Below are 22,277 nucleotides of genomic sequence, written 5' to 3' on the forward strand. Positions count from 1 at the left end.
AAAAAATACATGAAAAAAGTAATACAATTAATAATCTTGCTACCATTTTTTTGTTTTTCGCAAGTAAAAATAAGTGGTCGAATAATGAGTCATACAGAATCAGTTCCTTTTGCAAATGTTGTTTTAACAGATCAGTCTACCCAGTCTATAAAAGGCGTGGTGACTGATGATAAGGGGAATTTTGAATTAAGTGTTCCCAAAGGAAGTTATAAACTGACGGTTGATCACATGAGTTACGACAATTATAGCAAAGAAATTATTGTAGAACAAGATCAGACATTAGAGGTTATAGTATTATCTGAAAAACCAAATAGCTTAGAAACAGTTGTTGTAACCGGAGCAAAAAAAAGGATTACGAGAAAAATAGACCGCATGGTTGTTAATATCGAGAACAGCCCAATTGCCAGTGGTGGTAATGCTTTTGATGCATTAAAATCATCTCCGGGTTTAGTGCTAAAAAACGATGAGATTTCGATGTTAGGAAAAAGCGGCGTAAAAATAATGGTCGACGGAAGAATGATTCAGTTATCAGGCGAAGAGCTAAAAACTTTTTTGAATTCGATCTCTGCCAGCGATATCAAAGAAGTAGAGGTAATTACGACCCCTCCGGCAAAATATGAAGCCGAAGGTAATAGCGGAATTGTAAATATCGTGTATAAAAAAGGAAGAAGAAATGCTTGGAACAACAGTACCACACTAACGCAAATACAAGGAAAGTATGGTAAACAATCTTTGAACAATAGTTTTAGTTATCAAAAAGGTAAAGTAAGTTCTCTTTTGACACTTGGCTATAATTATGGTTATGAACATTATAAAGAGCTTTCTAATATTTTTTACTCAGATCGAAATGATCACTTGGTTTTTAATCAAAAAGCCAAATTAAATGATTTTTCAGGACGACTTTTATTCGACTATAATGTAAATAGTACGACAAAAATTGGAGTACAATATTTAGGTTCGTTAACCAATAAAAGTACAGATGACAAAGTAGATACTACAATCTTAAAAAATTCCGGCGAAGTAGACTCGTATTTGCATGGTAATGGAAATTTGAATAACAAGAATAAAAATAATTTGTGGAATGCCCATTTAGAAAAACAATTGGATACGATAGGCAGAAAAATGTTTATTGACCTGGATTTTCTGGATTACAACAAAGTTCAGGATAATAATATTTTATCCAAAAACTATGATGCAAATGATGTCGTGATTGGTACAAACTTTGACAATCTAAGTAATTCTGAACATAAAATACGCAACTATAATGCTAAAATAGATTTTGAGCATCCGTTAAAATTTGTAAATCTTTCTTACGGAGCAAAGTTTAGTTTTAGTGATACACAGTACTCTTTGAACAATTATGATGTACTAAATGATATTACACAAATTAACCAATTTGAGTTTAAAGAAAACATTCAGGCAGCTTACCTAAATGGATCTAAAAAATTGAGCGATAAATGGGAAATGCAATTAGGCTTAAGATCAGAATATACAGAAACAAAAGGAATTTCCAGATTATTGGATCAGGTTAATAAAAACGATTATTTTAAAATTTTCCCGACTTTCTATTTACAATATAACAAAAGCGACGATAACAAATTCATTTTTAATTATAGTAAAAGACTTTACAGACCCAATTATTTTCAGTTAAATCCGGCACGATATTACATAAGCAGTCAATTATCGTATATGGGAAACCCATATTTAACGCCTTCTTACAGTCACAATCTCGAAGTGTCACATATTTATAAAGATAACTTTACAACCAAATTAGCCTATTTTGCACAGACACAATCCTTTGGCTATATTTTTCAGGCAAACGATGCTGCTAAAGAACAAATAACGACAGCTAAAAATTATTATACAAAATATGCCTATTCCTTAACCGAGACTTTTCAGCTAAAAATTACGCCGTGGTGGAAAGCTGATAACACCTTGTTTCTTAATTATTCCCAATCAGAAAAAACAGATGCAGCAGTAAATGCAGTTTTAAAAAATGGTTTTGAATTTTATGGTTCCATCAATAACCAGATTACGTTAAGCAAAGCAAAATCTATTGTGGGCGAAGTTAATTTTTGGTACGATTCGCCATACAACGATAATATATACAATTATACCAAGGCAAGCTCCCTGGATATTGCATTATCGTTCAATTCGCTTATTAAAAACTTTAAGCTTACTACAGGTTTCTATGATATATTCAACTCTAGTCGCCCAATAATGTATTCGCAGGTAAATGGTATAAATCAAAACTTTGTGAGCTATCCCAATAACAGGTATTTTAGAATTTCCCTTATCTATAATTTCGGGAATGATAAAATTTCAACGCAGGAAAGAAACTTTGGTAATGAGCAGGAAAGAAACAGAAGTAATTAAGAAGAGAAATTGTAAGGTATAAATTTTAAATAAATTAAAAAGTATATGGAGAATAGTATAAGAGAAGTGTATGGTGTTGTAAATGGTTATGTATATATATTTGACATTAAGACCAGAATTCAGAACAAAAGTGATCTTGAACCCATCATTATTAATGATATCGCAATCTCAGAAAATTTATCAATGAAATTCAGATATATTTTAGGAAGCCTGAATTTTATGTTCAGTGAAACATTATCTACAAATTATAATGCAGAGAAAAGACAATCACTGGCAGTAAAAATTATAAAATTACTATTAAAGATAGTCGAAGCTTTTGAGGACAATACTGACATTAACAGTATTGAAGAAAGAATTTACCAAATCGACTCAGATTGGGGAGAATTAAGATCTAAAAAAGCACATTATCAATTAAAGAATTAAAAAAACGCTAAATCATTTTCAATAAGTATGAGCAAGAAAATTTTAGTTATAGGTGCGTGTGGTCAGATTGGTACGGAACTTACCCAGAGATTGAGACAAATTTATGGTGTCGAAAATGTCATTGCATCAGATATTGTAAAACCTGAAAATGATAGTGTGAATCAGGGTTATTTCGAAATTATCGATGCGCTTAATTACAACCAGATCGAACATTTTGTAGATAAATATGCAATTGAAGAAGTCTATTTGTTATCGGCATTATTATCTGCCTCGGCAGAAAAAGCAACGGCCCATGCCTGGGATTTAAATATGAATTCGCTTTTTCATGTACTCAATCTGGCAAAAGAAAAGAAAATAAAAAAAATATTCTGGCCGTCAAGTATAGCTGTTTTTGGCAATAATACACCGCGCGACAATACGCCCCAATATACCATTATGGAGCCTTCGACCGTATACGGGATTAGTAAACAATCTGGTGAGAGATGGTGCGAATACTACCATAAAACTTTTGGTGTTGATGTTCGAAGCCTTCGATATCCCGGAATTATTAGTTGGTCGGCCCCACCGGGTGGCGGTACAACAGACTATGCTGTTGATATCTTTCATTGGGCAATAAAACAGCAAAATTATGAGTGCTTTTTATCAGCAGAGACCAATTTGCCTATGATGTATATTGATGATGCTATCGATGCAGCAATACATATTATGCAAGCACCGGCTGAGCAGGTAAAAATTCGTTCGTCATATAACTTATCCGCGATGAGCTTTAATCCTGCCCAAATAGCGGCCGAAATAAAAAAGCAGCTTCCTAATTTTAAGATATCTTATAAAGAAAACGATTTTCGCCAGACAATTGCAGATAGTTGGCCCGATAGTATTGATGATAGTTGTGCAAGAAATGACTGGAATTGGAACAATAAGTTTGATATAGAAACTATGACTTTAGAGATGCTGGAGAAATTAACCGTAAATGTCTAAAACTAAAATAACAAAGCCCTTGTTTGTACAAGGGCTTTGTTATAATAACCGCCACTCTTAAAAAACGAATTATTATGATGAACTCAAAAAAGTCTAACGTTCGCACCATCTGGAAATATTTTTTGTTATTGCCAATAATGGTGTTATTTACCTGGTTTATTTATCAACCGGCAGCGCAGAGTCAAACAGTTAGTTCAAATTCAAAAAAAGAATCAAATCAACATTTAAACATTCAAAACGAAATGAAAACAGAAGGAAATTGGTTTGCCACTATTCAGGGTGAGACCGTAAATATTGAATTTAGAGGTAGTAAGAATAATAGCTCCTCGAACAGTTTCGAGTTAAGCGATTTTAGCAATCTTCCCAGAGATAAACAAGGCGATTTTACATTAATACGGGAAGCCGGAACAATGTCTTTTGTCGGAAAATTTGACGGAAACAAAGGAACAGGAACCTATAATTTTACACCGGATAAAGAGTATGCCGCTGCACTGGTCAAAGAAGGAGTTGTGAGTACAAAAGACAGCGATCTTATGATTTTCTTTTTGATGAATGTAAAAGCATCCTATGTGCAAATGCTAAAGAAAAACGGATATAATAATCTGGATATAGATCAGATACTTCCGCTTGTTTCCCTGCATATAGACGAAGCTTACATTACATCTATCAAAGAGGCAGGAGTTACAGCTATCGATCTGGATCAGTTACTTGCTTTTAAATCATTATCGATAAGCAAAGAGTTTATTGTAGAAATACACAATGCAGGCTATAAAAATAATACGCCGGATGATATTATAGCCTTAAAATCTCAGGGTATAGGTGTTAAGTAGACATCAGCTTTTAAAACAACCATTAGTTCAGGATCGGGTTACGGCATTTGTTTTAACAAAAACGGCACCCGGGTTGTAAGGACTAAAATAAGCCCAAACCGAAAGGAATGGGCTTATTTTTTGAGGTTACGTCAGAAAATTTTGAAGACAATATTTTTTTGGCAAATATTTTTGAATAAAATTTCTGTTATTTGCATCTTAAAGTTTATTCAAAATAAAGAATACAGTTTTAGTCTGTAGCTTTAGTGCACAATATTATTTAGGCATGTAGAGTTTAGACTAATCATCATAGTTAGGTTATGGACAATAAAAAGTTTATATTAAGTTTAAAAAAAGGTAATGAAGCTTCTTTCAAAGAAGCTTATCTTAATTACTATGATAAACTGATAAACATTGCCAGACGATTTAATTTTACAGTTCTCACACCACAAGACTTTGTACAGGAAACTTTTTTAAGAGTATACAATAAAAGAGAATTGCTTAATGAAGAGGTGTTATTCGATAAACAATTGTTTACAATCTGCAAGAATATCATAATCAATCATGTCAACAGAGAAAATAAAATAATTCAGCTTGATCCTGCTCAATTCGAAATGGTGCAGGAGGATCATGATACAGGTATTTTTGAAGAAAGAAAAGAAAAATTATATAATTTTATCAATCTTCTTCCGGAACAGCAACAAAAAATATTTACCCTACATAAACTGGAAAACCTTAGCTATAAGGAGATTGCAGCAATAACAGATCTTTCTGAAAAAACAATTGCCAATCATATTTATCTTGCCAGTAAATTTATTAGAAAAAAAATCGAAGATCATTAGGAACTTTTGTGTTCTCGTTTGTTATAGATATAAACAGAAACAAAAAATGCATATTGAGTCTTATAAAACAGATGTTAAAACCAAAGAAGAAGCAAGCTTTATTGTTGTTCTTTTACAGTTTATTATTTCTGATTGTATCATGAATTTTGACTTAGACGATAGTAGTACTATTCTAAGAATCGAAACCAACAGAGATATCAAAGAAATGGTTTACGGGGTTTTTAATAAACAGGGATTTTATTGTCAAAAACTTTAACGCTCAAAAAACATGGACGAAAAGAAATTAGAAGATCAATTAAAAAAAATCTGGGACGAAACCCCTATTTCACATTCAGATAAAGAAAAAGAAGTTTCTTGGGAGGAATTTCAGTCAAAAGCCTTTGTTTCAAAAAAGAAACAAAATAAGTTTTGGCGTTATTATGCGGCGGCGGCTGTATTAATTTTTGTTTTTTTGGGAACTGCCCTTTATTTTAATAATGATATCACTAATACCAATACTACGCTAGCCGAAACTACGGTCAAAAATGCGACTTCTATTTTAAAAATAATAGTCTTGCCGGATAGTTCGAGAGTAGAATTAAGTCCAAATTCGAAAATTGTGTACGCCAGTAATTTTGCTTTAAACAGAAAAGTGCAACTTATTGGTGAAGCTTATTTTAAAGTTACAAAAGACAAAAAACATCCTTTTCAGGTGTTTTGCAACGAAACATCGACCACTGTATTAGGCACTTCGTTTATTGTGAAAGGATATACCCAAAAAGAAGTTTCGGTAGAGCTTTATGAAGGAAGTGTTGAGATGAGTGTAAAAAATCAGACTAAAAAATGGATACTCAAACCCGGCGAAAAATTTACCTACGGAAACGAAACTGCGGTAGTAGCCGGATTTGACAGGTTTGTAGATTTTGATAATGAAAATCTAAGTGCTGTCAGTACTTATATCGAGTCTAATTATGGTTATAAAGTAACAATCCCGCAGCAGTATGACAACCAGAAAATTACGGTGCGAATAAATAAAAAAGAAGATTTAACAACAATAGTCCAATTAATAGCAGAAATGTATAACCTAAACTTTGAAATAAATGAAAAAGTAAAACAGATTACTTTTCAATAGAAAAGAAAAGGATGTCCTAGCCGCGAAACTAAACATCCTTCCCATAGTAAGAATAGTAAAAAAACTATCCATTTATTAATATTCAAAAATACAAAATTTCATGAAGCATATAATTTCAGCATGCTTTTTTTTATTCAGTTTGTCTGTGTTCTCTCAAAACATAACTGTAACTGTAGATAAAACGGTAACTCTAAAAGAATTATTTAAACAAATAGAAAGCCAGACAGACTTTAAATTTGCTTTTACAGATCAGATCAATACAAGTCAACATTACTTTACGCAAAAAAATACCTACAACAATATCGAAATTAAGGAGCTTATCAATGAGTTAAATCACAGTAAGTTAATCCAGTTTTCGATTGTAGGGAATAATATTTTTGTAAAACAGAAATCTTCTAAAACAACTACTTCTAAAAAAAAAAACAAGTTAACAGGTCAGGTTCTTGACGACAACAGAGAATCTGTTATTGGGGCCAATGTTTATATCAAAGAAATAGGGACAGGAGCTACAACAGACAAAAACGGAATGTTTTCTATAGAAATAGATAACGGAACGTATACGGTTTTGATAAGTTATGTGGGGTTTAAAAATGTAGAAAGACAAATTACTGTTTCCGGCGACGAAAGAATTGATTTTAATATGGGTGGCGACAGTCAACAATTAGAGCAAGTGATTATAACAACCTCTAAAGCAGTTGATGTTAGAAATACTCAAATGAGTGTAAATAAGCTTACGATGGAAGAGATTAAAAAGATTCCCGTTGCCATGGGCGAACCGGATCCTTTAAAATCTTTGCTAACATTGCCGGGAGTTACAAATGCCGGAGAAGCCTCGTCAGGATTTAATGTTCGTGGGGGAGCAGCAGATCAAAATTTGATTCTTTTAGATGGAGCTCCTGTTTATGCAGACTCGCACATGTTTGGATTTTTCTCTATTTTTAATGCAGATATTATTAGCGGACTGGATTTATACAAAGGAGGAATTCCGTCCCGATTTGGAGGACGTGTTTCTTCTGTTCTTGATGTAAGCCAGCAAGTAGGCGATTTTTCAGATTATAAGGTAAATGGGGGTATTGGTCTTATTTCAAGCCGACTGTCTGTACAAGGACCAATAAAAAAAGAAAAAGGCTCGTTTATCATTGCCGGAAGAGCTTCGTATGCACATTTATTTTTGAAACTGGCAGACAATAAAAACTCTGCTATGTTTTATGATATCAATGCTAAATTCAATTATAAATTAAATGCCAATAATACACTTGCTTTTTCAGGATATCTGGGCAATGACTTATTCGATATTAATAAGCTTTTTTCAAGTGTTTATGGTACAACAATGGGAATTGCAAGTTGGAAACATAAATTTTCGGAAGATTTAAATACCAACTTATCTGTATTTTACAGCGATTATAAATTTAATCTGGAGCTCAATTACGAAAAATTTAAGTGGGATAGCAGTATCAAAAGTTACGGACTTAAATACAATTGGAATTATGCCATGTCTGAAAAAGTTAAAATCAATTATGGTATTGATGGTTTGTATTATGATTTTAATCCGGGTACTGTGCAGCCAAGTGAGGCTGATTCGCAGTTTAACTACAAACAATTAGATAAAAAATATGCTTTAGAATCATCTGCTTATGTTGATTTTGAACATCAGATTACAGAGAAACTAAATCTGCGTTACGGACTTCGCTATAGTATGTTTTATCGTTTAGGAGGTGAAGATATAAACACTTATCAAGATGGAAAAGCAGTAGTTTATAATCCGTTATATCATATTTATGAAGAAGGAACTCCAACCGGAACTGTTTCTTACGGAAAAGGAAAAACCATAAGCAAGTTTGATAACCTTGAACCACGATTTGCACTATCATACTCTTTTAGCGATGATGCATCTGTAAAAGCAAGTTACAACAGAATGGCGCAGTACATACACATTTTGTCAAATACAAGATCTCCGTTGCCAACCAGTATCTGGACTCCAAGCGGGCCTTTTACAAAACCTCAAATGCTGGATCAGTATGCAGTGGGATATTTTAAGAATTTTAACGAAAGCGAATACTCGTTTGAAGGAGAGTTATTTTATAAAACCATTAAAAACCGTATCGATTATATAGATGGTGCTGATATTCTGGCAAATAATAATATCGAACAGGTGATCCTGAATGGTAAAGCCAGATCGTATGGTATGGAGTTATTAGTTCGAAAAAACACAGGTAATTTTAAAGGATGGGTTTCGTATACGTTGTCCAGAGCAGAGCAAAAAACTCCGGGAAGAACTCCGGATGAACCGGGTATTGCCAATGGTGACTGGTATTTATCAGGATATGATAAAATGCATAATTTGAATGCGGTAGGAAGTTATGATTTAAATCCTAAATGGTCTTTTAGTGCTAATTTCTCTTTGCAGTCCGGTCAGCCTACAACGTATCCAAACGGATATTATGAATTTGGCGGAATCAATGTGCCTAATTATACTTTAAGAAACGCAGACAGGCTTCCGGTATATCATCACTTAGATCTGGCAGCAACTTATACCCCTAAACCGGATAAAAAGAAAGGATGGCAAAGCTACTGGGTATTTAGCATTTATAATATTTATAATAGAAAAAATGCTGCCTCAATGAATTTTACCACAAATGAAGACACGGGAGCGAATGAAGCCAGAAGGCTGTCTATTTTTGGCTTAGTACCGGGTGTTTCGTATAATTTTAAATTTTAATAGTATGCTAAGATTAAAAAAATATAATTTTAAAACTAAAGCGCTGGCTTTATGTAGTCTTCTTTTGGTTTTGTTTTTTTCATCCTGTGAAGATGTTGTAAATGTCGATTTAGAAACAGGTGATCCCAAAATAGTGATAGATGCTGAAATAAGATGGGAAAAAGGAACGACAGGAAATGAACAATCGATAAAAATAAGCCGAATGGCTCCGTATTACAGCAAAGGGACACCTCAGGTTTCCGGTGCACAGGTAAAAGTAGAGAACACTAACGGAACCGTTTTTACCTTTACTGAATCAACACCCGGTTTATATGTTTGTCATGATTTTGTGCCTGTACTTAATATGGATTATACACTAAAGGTAACCGTAGAGGGGCAAAATTTTACAGCTGTCGAAAAATTAATTTCTGTTCCGCCAATTGATAGAATAGATCAGGAATTTATACCAGATATTACGGGACCTGATCTTATAGCAGTAGAGTTTGATTATAAAGACCCAATCGATCAGGGCAATTATTATTTGACAGATTTTAAAAGTGATTTTTTATTATTTCCGCAGTACGCAGCATCAAGTGATGAATATGTTAATGGAAATGAAATAACGGAAAGATTTGCAGATACAGATTTAAAGCCCGGAAAAATTATTGAAATAACGCACCGTGGTATTTCTAAAAACTTTTATAATTATATGAATTTAATTCTGGAAGTGACAAACGGAAATCCTTTTGCAGCAGCACCCGGCAATATTAGGGGTAATGTCATAAACAATACAAATCCTGATAATTTTGCATTAGGCTATTTTAGACTTTGCGAAACCAATCACGTGTATTATACCGTAAAATAAAAATTTAATTGAAGGTTGATTTGTAAATACATCTGGCATTATAGATAATGTCAGGTGTATTTTTTTTTGCAATGTTGTTTCTTGGGCAATACTTTGCATCCTTTTATTTAGAGTGTCATACGGGCAACACTTGTTGATGCTATTTGTATTTACCCATATATCTTATCTTATTGGTATTATAACTCATAGAAGTATAATTTAATTCTTTTCGCTTTTAGATTGGTTGTTTAAAAATTCTAAACGGCCAAAATGAAAAAACTTTACCCAAACCTCTTGTACGAAGTCGGGAGACTTCGTACAAGAGGTTTATTTTGTGACTAGCTAAACTGAATAAAGTAAGTTTATTTTTGGTTTAATTTAATATTGTGTTCAGAAAAAACTTAATTTTTTAACATGTTTTTAATATATTTGATTTGTCTTTTAGGAAAAAGTTTAAAAAAAATCGCTTGATAAAACTAAAACTTAATAACCAGACAAGGAGAAGAATTTGATCTGAACACTCCCAAAACAAAGTAAGGCAAAACTAATAATTAGAGAGTATGAATAAAAAATTTAAAATTAAAAGCAAGTTTTACAGTACATCACTACTTTTTTCATTTATGATTTTGGTACTATTATTATTTCAAAATTGTTCTAGCGAAAGTTCTATTGAAGAGAATGCCCAATCCAACACAAATGACAAACAAACTGTTTTAGCAGGAAATTCTAAAGTAGAACTAGCATTTCCCGGCAGTGCTGGAAAATTGATTGAAATAAAATCGAATACAGGAAAGAATATTATTTTAGAACAAAAAGAGAATGAGTATGTCTTATCCGGAGATATTCTTTTAACACCGGATCAGGTTTCTTCATGGTCACAAGCAGCATCACAAACCGGAAGAACAGGTCTGTCAGATTTATCAACAAGATGGGCATTTTGCACCGTTTACTATTATATAAATCCATCCTTGCCTAATCAGCAACGAGTTACAGATGCAATTGAGCATTGGAAATCAAATTATCCGATAAATTTTGTTTTGAGAACCAATCAGGCTAACTATATAGAATTTATTCCCGGAGATGGTTGTTACTCAAATTTAGGTATGATTGGCGGTCGTCAGGTAATAGGATTAGGACCAAATTGTACAACAGGTAATACCATACACGAAATAGGACATGCCGTAGGTTTTTTTCATGAACAACAAAGAACCGATAGAGATAATTATATTGTAATAAATTATGGCAATATACCATCAAACTATCACAGTCAGTTTCAAACTTATGTTCAGCGTAATGAAAACGGATATCAAATCGGGCAATTGGATTTTAATTCGATAATGATGTATGATTCCTATGCTTTTACATCAAATGGTTTACCGACCATGACCAAATTAGACGGATCTACTTTTCAGTCTCAAAGATCAGGACTTTCGGCTGGTGACCTTGAAATGATGGCATCCATGTACACTTGTCATTTGCCACCTGCACCAAAAATTACAGCTCAGGGACCTGATTATATGGATTCTTCTGTAAATATAATAACATGGAATTATACAGGTAACTTGGCCAATGCAGATTTAGATAGCATTATTTGGTGGTATAAAAAAATTAATACGAATGGAGAACCTTATGCAATAGGCTGGGGGGCTTCCGGATTTTTTATGTCAGTTGCTGACACAGGATATTCTGACCCTGGTTTAAAAACTTCTGATTTTGAAATATATTTTACAATAAAAACAACAGCAGGGGTAAAATACACCAGTTCAATTTATCATATCATGAAAAAAGGAAAATTTAAATTAGAAAATGCACTATAAAAAATAAAATCTAAAATACTTTACACCCATCTGGTTACTTATTAATTAAGAGTTACACTTTTTTTAAATCCCTTTAAATTTATTTTAAAGGGATTTTTTATTTAGCATTCAGTAGTCTTTTACCACTTCAAATTGAACCATAATCCCCATTTAATACGATTAAAAGTAAAATGATCTGTAGACTCGTTACAGATTAAAATTACTTTTAATCGTATTAATTTGCACTTAGTCGATTATTTTTTGTTTTTGTATTTATATTAATACGTATATTCGCAAACTTAATTTTAAATGTTATAATTACATTTAAGTATGTTTAAGCCTTTTTTAAGGTCTTATAAAAGTAGATTTATAATTTACCATCGTTATGTAACCCCCAAATTACTTACTATATGAAAAAACTTTTATTACAAGTTGTGCTCTTTCTTTGCAGTTACCTTGCAACCGGGCAAAAAACGCTATTTACACCTACAGAATGGAGTAACCCCGGCAATGAATTTTATAATAACATTTCGACCTCCAGAAAATACGAGTCTACCAACTTTGTGCTGTATTGGGGAGACAAGGTGGGAACCAATCCTGCAACGTATTCTGACAAGGCATTGCGATTTACGCCTAAATCGGTTGCAGATACGCTCGAACACAGTTTTAAACGTTACATAACCGATTTAAAATTTATCAATAATTCGCCAACGACCAATTTTGGAAAATACAAAATCATCATTATAATGATGAACACCTGGAACTCTACAGATCCCCGTTTAGAGGCTTTTGCCCAGGCGAGTTCCTTTAGCAACACTATTGGCGCTATGTTTGTGCATCCTGAAGCAACCAGAGATGGTGGCGCATTGTCTCATGAGTTTGCCCACACACTACAAATGATGATGGGGATTCAGGAAAACCCGGGCAACGGAACTGCTTTTTCCGGTTATGACTGGGCAGGGCCATTTTATGAGGGTCATGCCAATTTTATGCGTGCCCAAGCGTACCCGCAATGGGCAGAAATTGATGGAACATTGACCAGATGGATACAAACCAGAAATTTTATGTGGTCTTCTAACCGCCATCATTATACTAATTTTCATTTGATGTATTATGTACAGGAAAAAGAAGGCTTTGATTTTACGAGAAGAATGTGGGCTGAGTCCAAAAATCAGGAACATCCGCTTGAAACCATCAAAAGGCTTAAGGCATTTACTCAGGAGCAGCTTAACGATTATCTCTGGAATTATGCGCAGAGACAGCCGGCATTTGATTATCCTATTCAGTGGACGTCTCAAATAAATACAACCAGTAATTTTGGCAAAAAAATCAGAGAGACCTATGCTTTGATTAAAAACAATATGCCCCGCTATACCAGCAGACAATTTACGCTTTTGACCAAAGTTACCGGTACTACAGATCAGTATTATACCAACAACGATTGGGCACCCCAGGATTATGGTATGAATATAATTCCGTTGTACCCAACCTGTACGGGAACAGAAAAAAAAGTAACCATAAAATTTAAAGGCCATACAGAAGTAAACCCAACACAGGCAGGATGGCGATATGGTTTTGTTACCACAAAAACAGATGGCACAGTATCTCGTTACAGTCCAATGTATGCTACAGATGGAGAAGCCTCATTTACTCTAAATTCAGCCACCGAAACAGGAATTTATCTGGTTGTATTTGCTGCGCCAAAAGTTCATGTAAACTACAATATGGATGTGGGTTATCCTAAACAAAGGAGATATCCTTATGAGTTAAAGATCGCAAATGCCAATCCGGAAGGATTTCAGCCGGCAGCCGATTTTAGAAAATTTCTTAAAACAAACGGACGCATCCATAGCAATGGAGGCGGATGGGTTTCTAATACTGCCAGTGTAGCAACATCTGTATATGTAGGACCTTATGCAATTGTACGAGGCGGAACCCTTTCTGGAAATGTACGTGTCGAAGGATATGCAATGGTCGACGGTGGTAATCTGAGCGGCAACGCTATTGTTCGTGATAATGCTTGTGTCTATAATGCAACTTTGTCGAGCAGCGCAATAGTCGAAGGAAATGCCTGGATGGAAGGTGGTTCTGTCGCAAACACTGCAAACATAAAAGGAAATGCGATGTTGTTCGCCGGAAATTTTGGTGGATCGGTTGTTGTGGGCGGCGATGCCGAAATAGGAAGCTGTTCTACAGCAGGAGTATACCTTCAATTTCCGTATTGGAGAAACGGTCGCACAGAATGTGATGGTAAAGGGGCAAATGATACCTCAAATATTGATATCAATCCTGCATTTACAAACTTTTCGGCTGCGACAATGGCTTTTAGTACAACACCTGTATGCAGTACTGCAACTACGCTTAAGGTAAATACATCAATTTTAGATGATACTACCAATTATGATCTTAGTATATATCCTAATCCGGCAGGAGACAACCTGAGCATTTCGTTTATGCAAACAGAGCAGGAAAAAGTAACTATCACGTTGTTTGATCTTAACGGGCGTAAATTGGATATTATCACCAATCAATCTTACGAAATTGGTCGCATAGAGATTCCGTACAACTGTAGTCGTTTGACTGCAGGTGTTTATTTACTGCGCATTCAAACAGGAAATTCAATCGTTAATAAAACATTTATTAAACAGTAAATATCCTTAATCAAAAATTAAAGCCCTGTCAGTAAGAGATCTGACAGGGCTTTTTTTTATTTCACCAATTCTTCTTTTTGATAAGTTTTACTACTTGTCTGGTCCTGTGTGTGTCATTTTACTGGGAAATTTTCAGAATAAAAAATTATTTCATCAGACTGATATTAGTAAGACCACCATCTGAGAGTATTTCTGTACCCACTATAAAAGCTGAATCATCTGAAGCCAGAAATACAGCAGCGTTCCCAATATCAGACGGAAGACCTTGTCTGCCGACTGGTGTGATATCGATCCAGAGTTGTTTTACTTGTTCTAATTGTTCCTGCGGCACAATTTTTCCAAAAACAGGCGTATCAATAGAACCAGGCGAAAGTGTGTTAACACGTATTTTTCTGGACAACAAATCCAGCGATAATCCTTTGGCTAGTGATATGATTGCTGCTTTTGCTGCTGCATAAATTGTCATTCCCGGTGCGGCACGATGTGCGGCACTTGATCCAATAAGTATGACCGAAGCACCATCATTAAGATACGGAAGCGATTTTTGAACACTGAAATAGGCGCTTTTTAAATTCAGATCCATGTAACCGTCATAATTTTCTTCGGTAACATCGTTTATGGCAGCCATAGGAATACCATCTACAATGCCGCCTGCATTTACGACCAGCACATCAATTTTGCCAAATTTATCAAAGGTCTTTTTAAATATATTTTCTAAATCATTGCTATTCGTGACATCCCCTTTTATGCCAATAAAATTAGAACCCAACGTTTCGACAGTATTATCGAGTGTGATCTGATTTCTGCCGGTAACTGTACCAACAGCGCCTTCATTCCTGAATGCTTCGGCAATACCGTAACCTATACCACTATTGCCCCCTGTAATCACGGCAACTTTGTTTTTTAATTTACTCATTTTTTTATTCTTAAATTTTAGTCAGCCCAATCTTTATATCCCGTAAATACCACCAGATACATTCAGTTTTTCTCCCGTAATCCATGCAGCTTCATCAGAAGCCAGGAATACCGCTACTTTTGCAATATCCTCAGGTTGTCCGGTACGGCCAAGTGGGGTGGTGGCAATTAATTTTGCTTCGAAATCACTGCCAATAAACCCGCCACTATGCGAACCTTCTGTTTCTACCACGCCCGGCAAAATAGAGTTGATACGGATGTTTCTGCCGCTAAATTCTTTCGACAAAGAAATCGTAATGGCATCTAAGGCTGCTTTGGTTGCAGAGTAAACAGCTGCTGTTGGCAGTGGTGTATTGCTCGCGCCTGAGCTAATATTGATAATATTACCTCCTTTTTTACCAAACAATTTTAAAGCTGCCTGAATCGTAAATAAAGAGCCCAAAACATTGGTGTTAAATTGTTTATGAAAAGATTCTTCCTGATCCTCTTCGATAGCTGCATACAGATAAATACCGGCATTGTTGATTAATATATCCAATGTCCCAAATGCATTTTTTGTTTCTTCGAATAGTCGGGTCACGTCTGACTCTTTAGACACATCGGCTTGTACCGAAATTGCATTTCCGCCGTTATCTGTAATAGCTTTTACCACTTTGTCAGCATCTTCTTTGCTGGAGGCATAATTTACCACAACTTTTGCGCCTTCTGCAGCAAAATGTTTTGCAATCGAAGCACCAATTCCTTTAGAAGCTCCTGTAATTATTGCTACTTTGTTTTTTAATCTATCCATTTTTATATTTTTTATAATGTTTAACGGGTACAAATTTATAACGGATTAATTTATTTTAGTAACTTTGTAACTAAAAGTAACAGTAACCTTGAAGTAACAAAGTAACATTATGGAGTGTAATATAATTGAGAAAGAGCAGCACAAGAAGGAGATGATGGCAGTTCAGGATTCTATGGATGTACTGAGCGGAAAATGGAAAATCTCGATTATTTCGTCGATTTGTTTGTATAACAAAAGACGATTTTCGGATATTTTGAATGATGTTGTTGGCATTTCGAACAAAATGCTGAGTAAGGAATTAAAGGAGCTTGAAATAAACAAATTAATCAAGCGAACTGTTCTGGATACGCAACCCATTACGGTCAAATATGAGCTTACACCGCATGGCAAAACATTGCAGACTATTATAAACAATCTGACGGCGTGGGGAATTGAACATCGAAAAAAAATTATTGAGAAATAGTTTTTTTCGGTGCCTCTTTTTTATTTCAAAAGTATTTCAGAGTACTGTTTTTGTAGTTAGAATCATTATTGCGATAAGGTAGTCAATAATTTTTCGAGGTTATCAATTGTCATTTTAAAACCTTCTACAAAACCCATTTCAAGAACCTTTTCCATACGCTCAAGAGATTCATTTGTAATGCTGATATGCAATACTGTGATGCCATTTTGTTCGCTAAAATTAAAATCCCAGACAGAACCCGGCAACTCAGGATTTTCGTCTTTGTCTGCAAACGAGTTGTACATTTTGTAATTGGTTTTTGGCGTGATCGAAGTATATTCCTGAATCGACCATCGCTCTTGTCCTTCGGGGCTTACCATGGCATAGAATCTTCGTCCACCAACTTTAAAATCCATGTATTTTGTTTTGGATATCCAGGGTTTAGGTGCGACCCATTGATCGAGTATTTCCGGTTGGGTAAAAGCATCCCAAACCAGTCCGGGCTTAGCGGCAAATTCTTTGGTTATGACGACCGTTTTTGTTGTTTTGTCAACGGTAAAATCAAATAGTAAATCGTTGCTCATTTTTTTATCTTTTTAATTGCTGGTCCTGATCTGTTTCTATCTGTTGAGACCAACAGTATTTATGAATTAAAATTAAACCGTTGGGTGTAATTATGTGTCAAAATTAATTTCACCCAATGGGTTAAAATTAATAAAAAAATAGATAAAAATTATATAACGTATTGAGATTTAGTAACTACAGAAGTTATTGCTACAAAAAAAAAAAACCGACTGTTGTGCAGTCGGTTTTATTGATGTGATAGTGTATGGCTGTTTATTTTGCAGTAAGTCTTTCTATTATTAAAGACGAAAAAGTGGCCACACCTGTTTTTATACACGTTTCATCGACTCTAAAATTAGGGGCATGATTCATGGCCACAATTCCTTTTTCGGGATTAGAACCTCCCAAAAAAAAGTAAACACCTGGAATTTTTTGCTGAAAATAAGTAAAATCATCATTAAAAAAGGGCGCCTGCCCATAGCCAAGAGTGACAAATCCTTTTCCGTAAATTGCATTCAATTTTTTGATTACAATCCCCGTCAGTTTTTTATCATTTATAACTGTTGGATTTTCCTGTACAAACGTAACAGAAAGCAATTTATCTGTCAGATTTTCGGTTTCGATTACCTGTTTGATTTCAGGAATTATATTTTTTAGTTTATCGGCATTGGTTTCATACAAATAAGCTTCGAGAACACGTTCCTGATTTTTAGAATATATATTAAAATTATCATCCATTATTAGATAATCCTGAAATATAGTATTAGGGTTTGCAAGTCCAATTTTTGGGTCATTAATATTTTGTATTTCCCAGGGTTTGCTGTTGTTTTTGGTACGGGTCAAAACGGTGTGTATTTTTTTGTCAGTTCTTTTGCTTGTTCATTCGTTAGTTCCCCTTTCAGTTTAATGCACACCCTTCTTTGATACGCAAACATCTCATCAGGTTTAACCAATATTTGTCCCAATGGCAATGCCGTAACGTGCAATCCATATATTTCGTCCGGTTGTATTTTGGCAAGTAAGCCTTTCTCAAGCATCTTTTTTGCTCCAACAAAAGTTTCCTCTTCCGGCTGAAAAATAAAATAAACCGTTCCGTGTAGCTCTTTTTTGTTTTTTGCCAATACCTCTGCAATTCCCAATGCAATAGCCAGATGTACGTCGTGACCACAACCATGTTGAGCACCTTTTATCTTAGATTTAAAATCGACGCTATCAGGGAAATCCTGCGGAAGCGCATCCATCTCGGCACGCCACGCTATTTTTCGCCCTTTTTTTTCGCCTTTTAAAATCCCCAAAACACCATGACCATAAATATTGGTTTCGACCTCAAGGCCCAAATCAAGCAAATATTGTCTGATCTTTTCCTGCGTTCGTACTTCATTTCCCGCCAATTCAGGATTTTCATGAAAGTCTCTCCTTATATCAACCAGCTTACTAAAAATACTGTCCGTTTTTATTTTTATAAATTCGGGATTTAATTTTTCTGCTTCTTTTTGTTGACTAAAAACCTTTTGATAAGCAGCAAGGAGCAATAATAACAGGTATAATAAAAATCTTGTTTTCATGGTTAGCGTTTATTTTGGGCTTGATAGTAAGAATACAATAGAATAGACGGCTTATTGTTATAAATGTTACACTAAAATGATTATTGATTATTTTTTAACCATTCCAGACGCCTTTGATCCGGAAGATGAGTAATTTTAAAATCTTCAAAATTAGCCGTAAAACCTTTTCCGTCCGGACTCGCCGCCATCATACCAACCTGTACCGTTTTATGTTCCGGAAAATATACCGTGTTGGTCATGGTATAAGTAACGCCATCGATCGAATAAAAAATTTCGACTGCATCTAGTCGTCGTACCGCTTTCATCCAGACATTTTTAGGCTTTTCTTTCAATCCCAATACACTCCAGGAACTTTTATCGATCGTATGAACCGTACTAATATTATAAACGCCATCGACATATTCTACACCTGTTTTAATATAATTGTTTTCATCGATTCGTAACATTAGACAAACCTGATCGAATCTGGTTTTATAAACTCCGCTCATTTTTACTGTAACTTCAAATTCGCCACTTCTTTCCGTATACAAAAAAGGACCATCGAAAACCGTAAACCCATAATGGCTTTTGTTCCAATAATCAGATTGTGCCGTGACCTGCATAGTAAGTTTGTTGTCTTTTATTTCCCACTCAGCAGGCTCGTTAAGCCAGTTCATTGAATTTAATTTTTGAGCGTTACCTTTTGCACAGATTATACCTGCAAAGACTAAAACGAAGTAAATCCTCTTCATGATTTTTTAAATTTGAATTTTATTAATAATTTACAAAGTAGAGGATTCGTTATTTTTTCAGCAATAGTTATTTATAACCATTTTGTAGTAAAACAATATAATTTTCTATTTTTGACAATCTCTATGGTAATTCGATACTACCACAAAATAAATGAATTACGGTTATGAATCCGATCACAAAATTAGAAGACAATTTTTCTTTTGAATCTGTCGACAGTCCTGAAAAACGAAAGGAAGCTTTAGCAGAAGCGATAGATCTTATACAAGCTTATGTCAAAATAGACCATTCTGTAGCGGTATTATCAGATCTTGCAGATAATAAAAGCCATATTTTTACGGGTGATTTTGGAAGCTTTTTCGAAATGAATACTTCCGGATATACCACAATTGATTCTATTTGGGAAGAGGACATCTACAACCGTATTCACCCCGAAGATCTTTTTCAGAGAAATCTTTTGGAGCTGGAGTTTTTTAATTTTCTAAAGGTTCTAAACCCCGGGGAACGATTAAACTATATGACCAAATGCAGGATTAGGACGCTGAATAGTAAAAACGAATATCAGCCTATTTTGCACCGTAGCTTTTATCTCAAGAACAGCTCTGAGGGCGGATTGTGGCTGGCGGTTTGTCTTTATAATTATTCGTTCGAAAAAAACGGAGCTGCAACCGGTATCGATGGCAAAATTGTGAATACTAAAACAGGAGAAATTTTTTATATCGATACGTACGAAAACTGTGTCAATTTATTGACTTCGCGCGAAAAAGAAATTCTGCAATTAATTAGTAAAGGTGGTATTAGCAAAGGCATTGCTACCCAGCTTAATATCAGCATTAATACCGTAAACAGGCACAGGCAGAATATCCTTGAAAAACTTAAGGTAAACAATTCTATCGAAGCGGTAAGAACAGCCGATGCTTTGAATTTGTTGTAAATTATATCCGGAACTATTTTTTATAGTTTGCAGATTTACGTTCCTAAGGCAATATTAATAAATTATTAAATGACCAATTCATAAAATTATCAAAAGAGGTTTATTATACTTTTGTAAGGGTCTTCTTTAACAATTTAAAATTACATTATGAGTTCTAATTTGCTAATTTGTTTACGTGCGGGAGATGATTCCAGCTTTAAAGAAATCTATGATTTGTATCATTATAAAGTGTTTTGTTTTGTAAAAAAATATACGGCACAACTTGCAGATGCCGAAGATGTGACCCAAAACGTATTTATTCATCTCTGGAAATACAGAACAAAATTAGATCCTGCAATAGAGTTGGAAGCCATTTTGTTTAAAAGTTCCAAACAGGAAATTTCAAAATGGTATAAAAAACAAAATAAGATTTTTTCGGTCGAAAATGATCAATTGATAAAAGAGCTTGATACCATATCCGAAACTGATGATGATATAAGCTCGAAGCTCGAAAAAATAGAATATCTGCTCAATAAAATCCCTGCAAAAAGACGAAAAATTTTTAGCCTTCATAAATTCGAAGACCGCAGTTACAAAGAAATAGCGGCAGAGATGGATATGTCGCAAAGTGCTGTGGCAAACCAAATTTCTAAGACCTTACAATTCCTTAAAAAGAATGCAGTAGAAAACCATGAACTCTATTGGTTTGCCTTATTCTTTATCAGTCAGTCAGAACTCATATTATAAATTTCAGTTTATACTTTTTTATTTTTTAAGCAATCCCAATTCGTACTATTTACTGGTACGCGGTCTCATTTTTGCCCAAAGTCAGGTTATCCGTAATCTTCGTTTAGATTAAGAAAACGTTAATAGTAATGTTGCCCCGTGATATTTGAATGATTGGAAATCTAATGTAGTTGAATCGATAAGATTGCTCCGGAAATTTTTAAATATAAATGTTACTTGTAAATGAAATCCAAGAAATTAAGAGAAGAGTGGAATGCGGTACCTCATAATGGCATTCTTCCGTTTGAAACTAAATTGCGTATGTGGAATAATATACGCAACGTTACAATTGATAAATACAGAAGTTTTTATAATTGGACGGCTGTCGCTTGTGCTGTATTTATTTTGTCTCTTTCGGGATATCAGGTTTTTATTCAATTAAACAAAACTAAAATTGAACTTACAGCTACAAAAACATTCAGCCGGGACATTCGGCTTTTATCATTATCAGACGGAACTCGGGTATGGCTCAATCAAAATTCGGAAATTGAATATCCCGCAACTTTTTCCAAACACGAAAGAACGATAACCTTAAAAGGAGAAGCTTTTTTTGAAGTAAAACGGGATCCGTCACGACCTTTTGTAATTACTTCCGGAGCCATAAAAACGACTGTTTTGGGAACGTCTTTTAATATAAATGCCTACGATGGCAATAGTCCCGAAGTTAATGTAAGAACCGGAAAAGTACGGGTCGAAAGTGTACAAAATACAGTATTGCTGGAGCGGGGCGATAAAGCAGTTTACCAACCGGAAACAGCTTTACTGCAAAAACAAAAAACAAAGGTTCTGGAACCGGAATGGAAAAAGGTTTTGCTTTATGTAGATGGCTTAACGCTGCAGGAAGTTTTGAGTAAACTAAAAGCAGATCATAAGTTTGAGGTTAATTACCTCGAAAATGACTTAAAAAGCCTGACGATTCAGGGAACGCTGGATACCAGACAAGGTTTGTATGAAATGCTGCAAACTATTGCTTTTGCATTAGAGATTAAAATACGACCAACGGGCAATAACACGTATTTAATTAGCAGATAAAAACAGCTTTTTT

The 22,277-nt window shown here is 34.5% G+C and carries 21 protein-coding genes; 15 read left to right on the forward strand and 6 right to left on the reverse strand.

Features of this window, described 5'->3' with window-relative positions:
• Nucleotides 1-9 precede the first annotated feature (9 nt).
• From B0A64_RS03920 to B0A64_RS03970, 11 genes are all read left to right on the forward strand, one after another.
• Entirely contained in the window at nucleotides 10-2,376 is a 2,367-nt protein-coding gene (locus B0A64_RS03920) for a TonB-dependent receptor domain-containing protein (RefSeq protein WP_089478239.1), read from the forward strand.
• A gap of 45 nt (nucleotides 2,377-2,421) precedes the next feature.
• On the forward strand, nucleotides 2,422-2,799 hold the full coding sequence (locus B0A64_RS03925; protein ID WP_089478240.1) for a hypothetical protein: 378 nt from the start codon (nucleotides 2,422-2,424) through the stop codon (nucleotides 2,797-2,799).
• A gap of 27 nt (nucleotides 2,800-2,826) precedes the next feature.
• Nucleotides 2,827-3,777 carry an NAD-dependent epimerase/dehydratase family protein gene (locus tag B0A64_RS03930; protein WP_089478241.1) on the forward strand — a complete coding sequence of 317 codons (951 nt, stop codon included), beginning with the start codon at nucleotides 2,827-2,829 and terminating at the stop codon, nucleotides 3,775-3,777.
• Between the two features lie 74 nt (nucleotides 3,778-3,851).
• On the forward strand, nucleotides 3,852-4,607 hold the full coding sequence (locus B0A64_RS03935; protein ID WP_089478242.1) for a hypothetical protein: 756 nt from the start codon (nucleotides 3,852-3,854) through the stop codon (nucleotides 4,605-4,607).
• Nucleotides 4,608-4,906: 299 nt separating this feature from the next.
• The gene (locus B0A64_RS03940) at nucleotides 4,907-5,428 is read left to right on the forward strand and encodes an RNA polymerase sigma factor (protein ID WP_089478243.1); all 522 of its coding nucleotides are present in this window, start codon (nucleotides 4,907-4,909) and stop codon (nucleotides 5,426-5,428) included.
• A gap of 46 nt (nucleotides 5,429-5,474) precedes the next feature.
• Nucleotides 5,475-5,684 (forward strand): hypothetical protein, encoded by a 210-nt coding sequence (locus B0A64_RS03945; protein WP_089478244.1) that lies wholly within the window; start codon nucleotides 5,475-5,477, stop codon nucleotides 5,682-5,684.
• A 12-nt stretch (nucleotides 5,685-5,696) separates the two neighbouring features.
• Nucleotides 5,697-6,539, forward strand: coding sequence for a FecR family protein (locus B0A64_RS03950; RefSeq protein WP_089478245.1), 843 nt, complete (start codon nucleotides 5,697-5,699; stop codon nucleotides 6,537-6,539).
• Between the two features lie 100 nt (nucleotides 6,540-6,639).
• Nucleotides 6,640-9,258, forward strand: a complete 2,619-nt coding sequence (locus B0A64_RS03955; RefSeq protein ID WP_089478246.1) for a TonB-dependent receptor — start codon at nucleotides 6,640-6,642, stop codon at nucleotides 9,256-9,258.
• 4 nt (nucleotides 9,259-9,262) lie between these two features.
• The gene (locus B0A64_RS03960; RefSeq protein ID WP_089478275.1) at nucleotides 9,263-10,102 is read left to right on the forward strand and encodes a DUF4249 domain-containing protein; all 840 of its coding nucleotides are present in this window, start codon (nucleotides 9,263-9,265) and stop codon (nucleotides 10,100-10,102) included.
• Between the two features lie 539 nt (nucleotides 10,103-10,641).
• Nucleotides 10,642-11,898 carry a M12 family metallopeptidase gene (locus tag B0A64_RS03965; protein WP_089478247.1) on the forward strand — a complete coding sequence of 419 codons (1,257 nt, stop codon included), beginning with the start codon at nucleotides 10,642-10,644 and terminating at the stop codon, nucleotides 11,896-11,898.
• A gap of 389 nt (nucleotides 11,899-12,287) precedes the next feature.
• On the forward strand, nucleotides 12,288-14,528 hold the full coding sequence (locus B0A64_RS03970; protein WP_089478248.1) for a DUF6055 domain-containing protein: 2,241 nt from the start codon (nucleotides 12,288-12,290) through the stop codon (nucleotides 14,526-14,528).
• Nucleotides 14,529-14,673: 145 nt separating this feature from the next.
• Here B0A64_RS03970 and B0A64_RS03975 read toward each other — a convergent pair whose 3' ends face one another.
• Both B0A64_RS03975 and B0A64_RS03980 read right to left on the reverse strand, forming a co-directional pair.
• Nucleotides 14,674-15,444 (reverse strand): SDR family oxidoreductase, encoded by a 771-nt coding sequence (locus B0A64_RS03975; protein ID WP_089478249.1) that lies wholly within the window; start codon nucleotides 15,442-15,444, stop codon nucleotides 14,674-14,676.
• A 33-nt stretch (nucleotides 15,445-15,477) separates the two neighbouring features.
• Nucleotides 15,478-16,233, reverse strand: coding sequence for an SDR family NAD(P)-dependent oxidoreductase (locus B0A64_RS03980; protein ID WP_089478250.1), 756 nt, complete (start codon nucleotides 16,231-16,233; stop codon nucleotides 15,478-15,480).
• Between the two features lie 109 nt (nucleotides 16,234-16,342).
• Between B0A64_RS03980 and B0A64_RS03985 the strand changes: the two genes are divergently transcribed.
• The gene (locus B0A64_RS03985) at nucleotides 16,343-16,696 is read left to right on the forward strand and encodes a winged helix-turn-helix transcriptional regulator (protein WP_089478251.1); all 354 of its coding nucleotides are present in this window, start codon (nucleotides 16,343-16,345) and stop codon (nucleotides 16,694-16,696) included.
• 65 nt (nucleotides 16,697-16,761) lie between these two features.
• Here the strand turns inward: B0A64_RS03985 and B0A64_RS03990 are convergent, their stop codons facing one another.
• The 4 genes from B0A64_RS03990 to B0A64_RS04000 all read right to left on the reverse strand — a co-directional run bounded on the left by B0A64_RS03990 (nucleotide 16,762) and on the right by B0A64_RS04000 (nucleotide 19,535).
• Entirely contained in the window at nucleotides 16,762-17,259 is a 498-nt protein-coding gene (locus B0A64_RS03990; protein WP_089478252.1) for an SRPBCC family protein, read from the reverse strand.
• 253 nt (nucleotides 17,260-17,512) lie between these two features.
• The gene (locus B0A64_RS25475; protein WP_244285341.1) at nucleotides 17,513-18,082 is read right to left on the reverse strand and encodes a M20/M25/M40 family metallo-hydrolase; all 570 of its coding nucleotides are present in this window, start codon (nucleotides 18,080-18,082) and stop codon (nucleotides 17,513-17,515) included.
• The gene (locus tag B0A64_RS25480; RefSeq protein ID WP_244285342.1) at nucleotides 18,079-18,804 is read right to left on the reverse strand and encodes a M20 metallopeptidase family protein; all 726 of its coding nucleotides are present in this window, start codon (nucleotides 18,802-18,804) and stop codon (nucleotides 18,079-18,081) included. Before B0A64_RS25480 ends, B0A64_RS25475 begins: the two co-directional genes overlap by 4 nt.
• A gap of 80 nt (nucleotides 18,805-18,884) precedes the next feature.
• Entirely contained in the window at nucleotides 18,885-19,535 is a 651-nt protein-coding gene (locus B0A64_RS04000; protein WP_089478253.1) for a DUF1349 domain-containing protein, read from the reverse strand.
• A 164-nt stretch (nucleotides 19,536-19,699) separates the two neighbouring features.
• Between B0A64_RS04000 and B0A64_RS04005 the strand changes: the two genes are divergently transcribed.
• The 3 genes from B0A64_RS04005 to B0A64_RS04015 all read left to right on the forward strand — a co-directional run bounded on the left by B0A64_RS04005 (nucleotide 19,700) and on the right by B0A64_RS04015 (nucleotide 22,264).
• Nucleotides 19,700-20,467 (forward strand): response regulator transcription factor, encoded by a 768-nt coding sequence (locus B0A64_RS04005; protein WP_089478254.1) that lies wholly within the window; start codon nucleotides 19,700-19,702, stop codon nucleotides 20,465-20,467.
• 147 nt (nucleotides 20,468-20,614) lie between these two features.
• The gene (locus B0A64_RS04010) at nucleotides 20,615-21,193 is read left to right on the forward strand and encodes an RNA polymerase sigma factor (protein ID WP_089478255.1); all 579 of its coding nucleotides are present in this window, start codon (nucleotides 20,615-20,617) and stop codon (nucleotides 21,191-21,193) included.
• A 222-nt stretch (nucleotides 21,194-21,415) separates the two neighbouring features.
• Nucleotides 21,416-22,264, forward strand: a complete 849-nt coding sequence (locus B0A64_RS04015) for a FecR family protein (RefSeq protein ID WP_089478256.1) — start codon at nucleotides 21,416-21,418, stop codon at nucleotides 22,262-22,264.
• The last annotated feature ends 13 nt before the right edge of the window (nucleotides 22,265-22,277 follow it).

Origin of the sequence: Flavobacterium araucananum, from assembly GCF_002222055.1 — a bacterium.
In the GTDB taxonomy this organism is placed as follows: domain Bacteria; phylum Bacteroidota; class Bacteroidia; order Flavobacteriales; family Flavobacteriaceae; genus Flavobacterium; species Flavobacterium araucananum.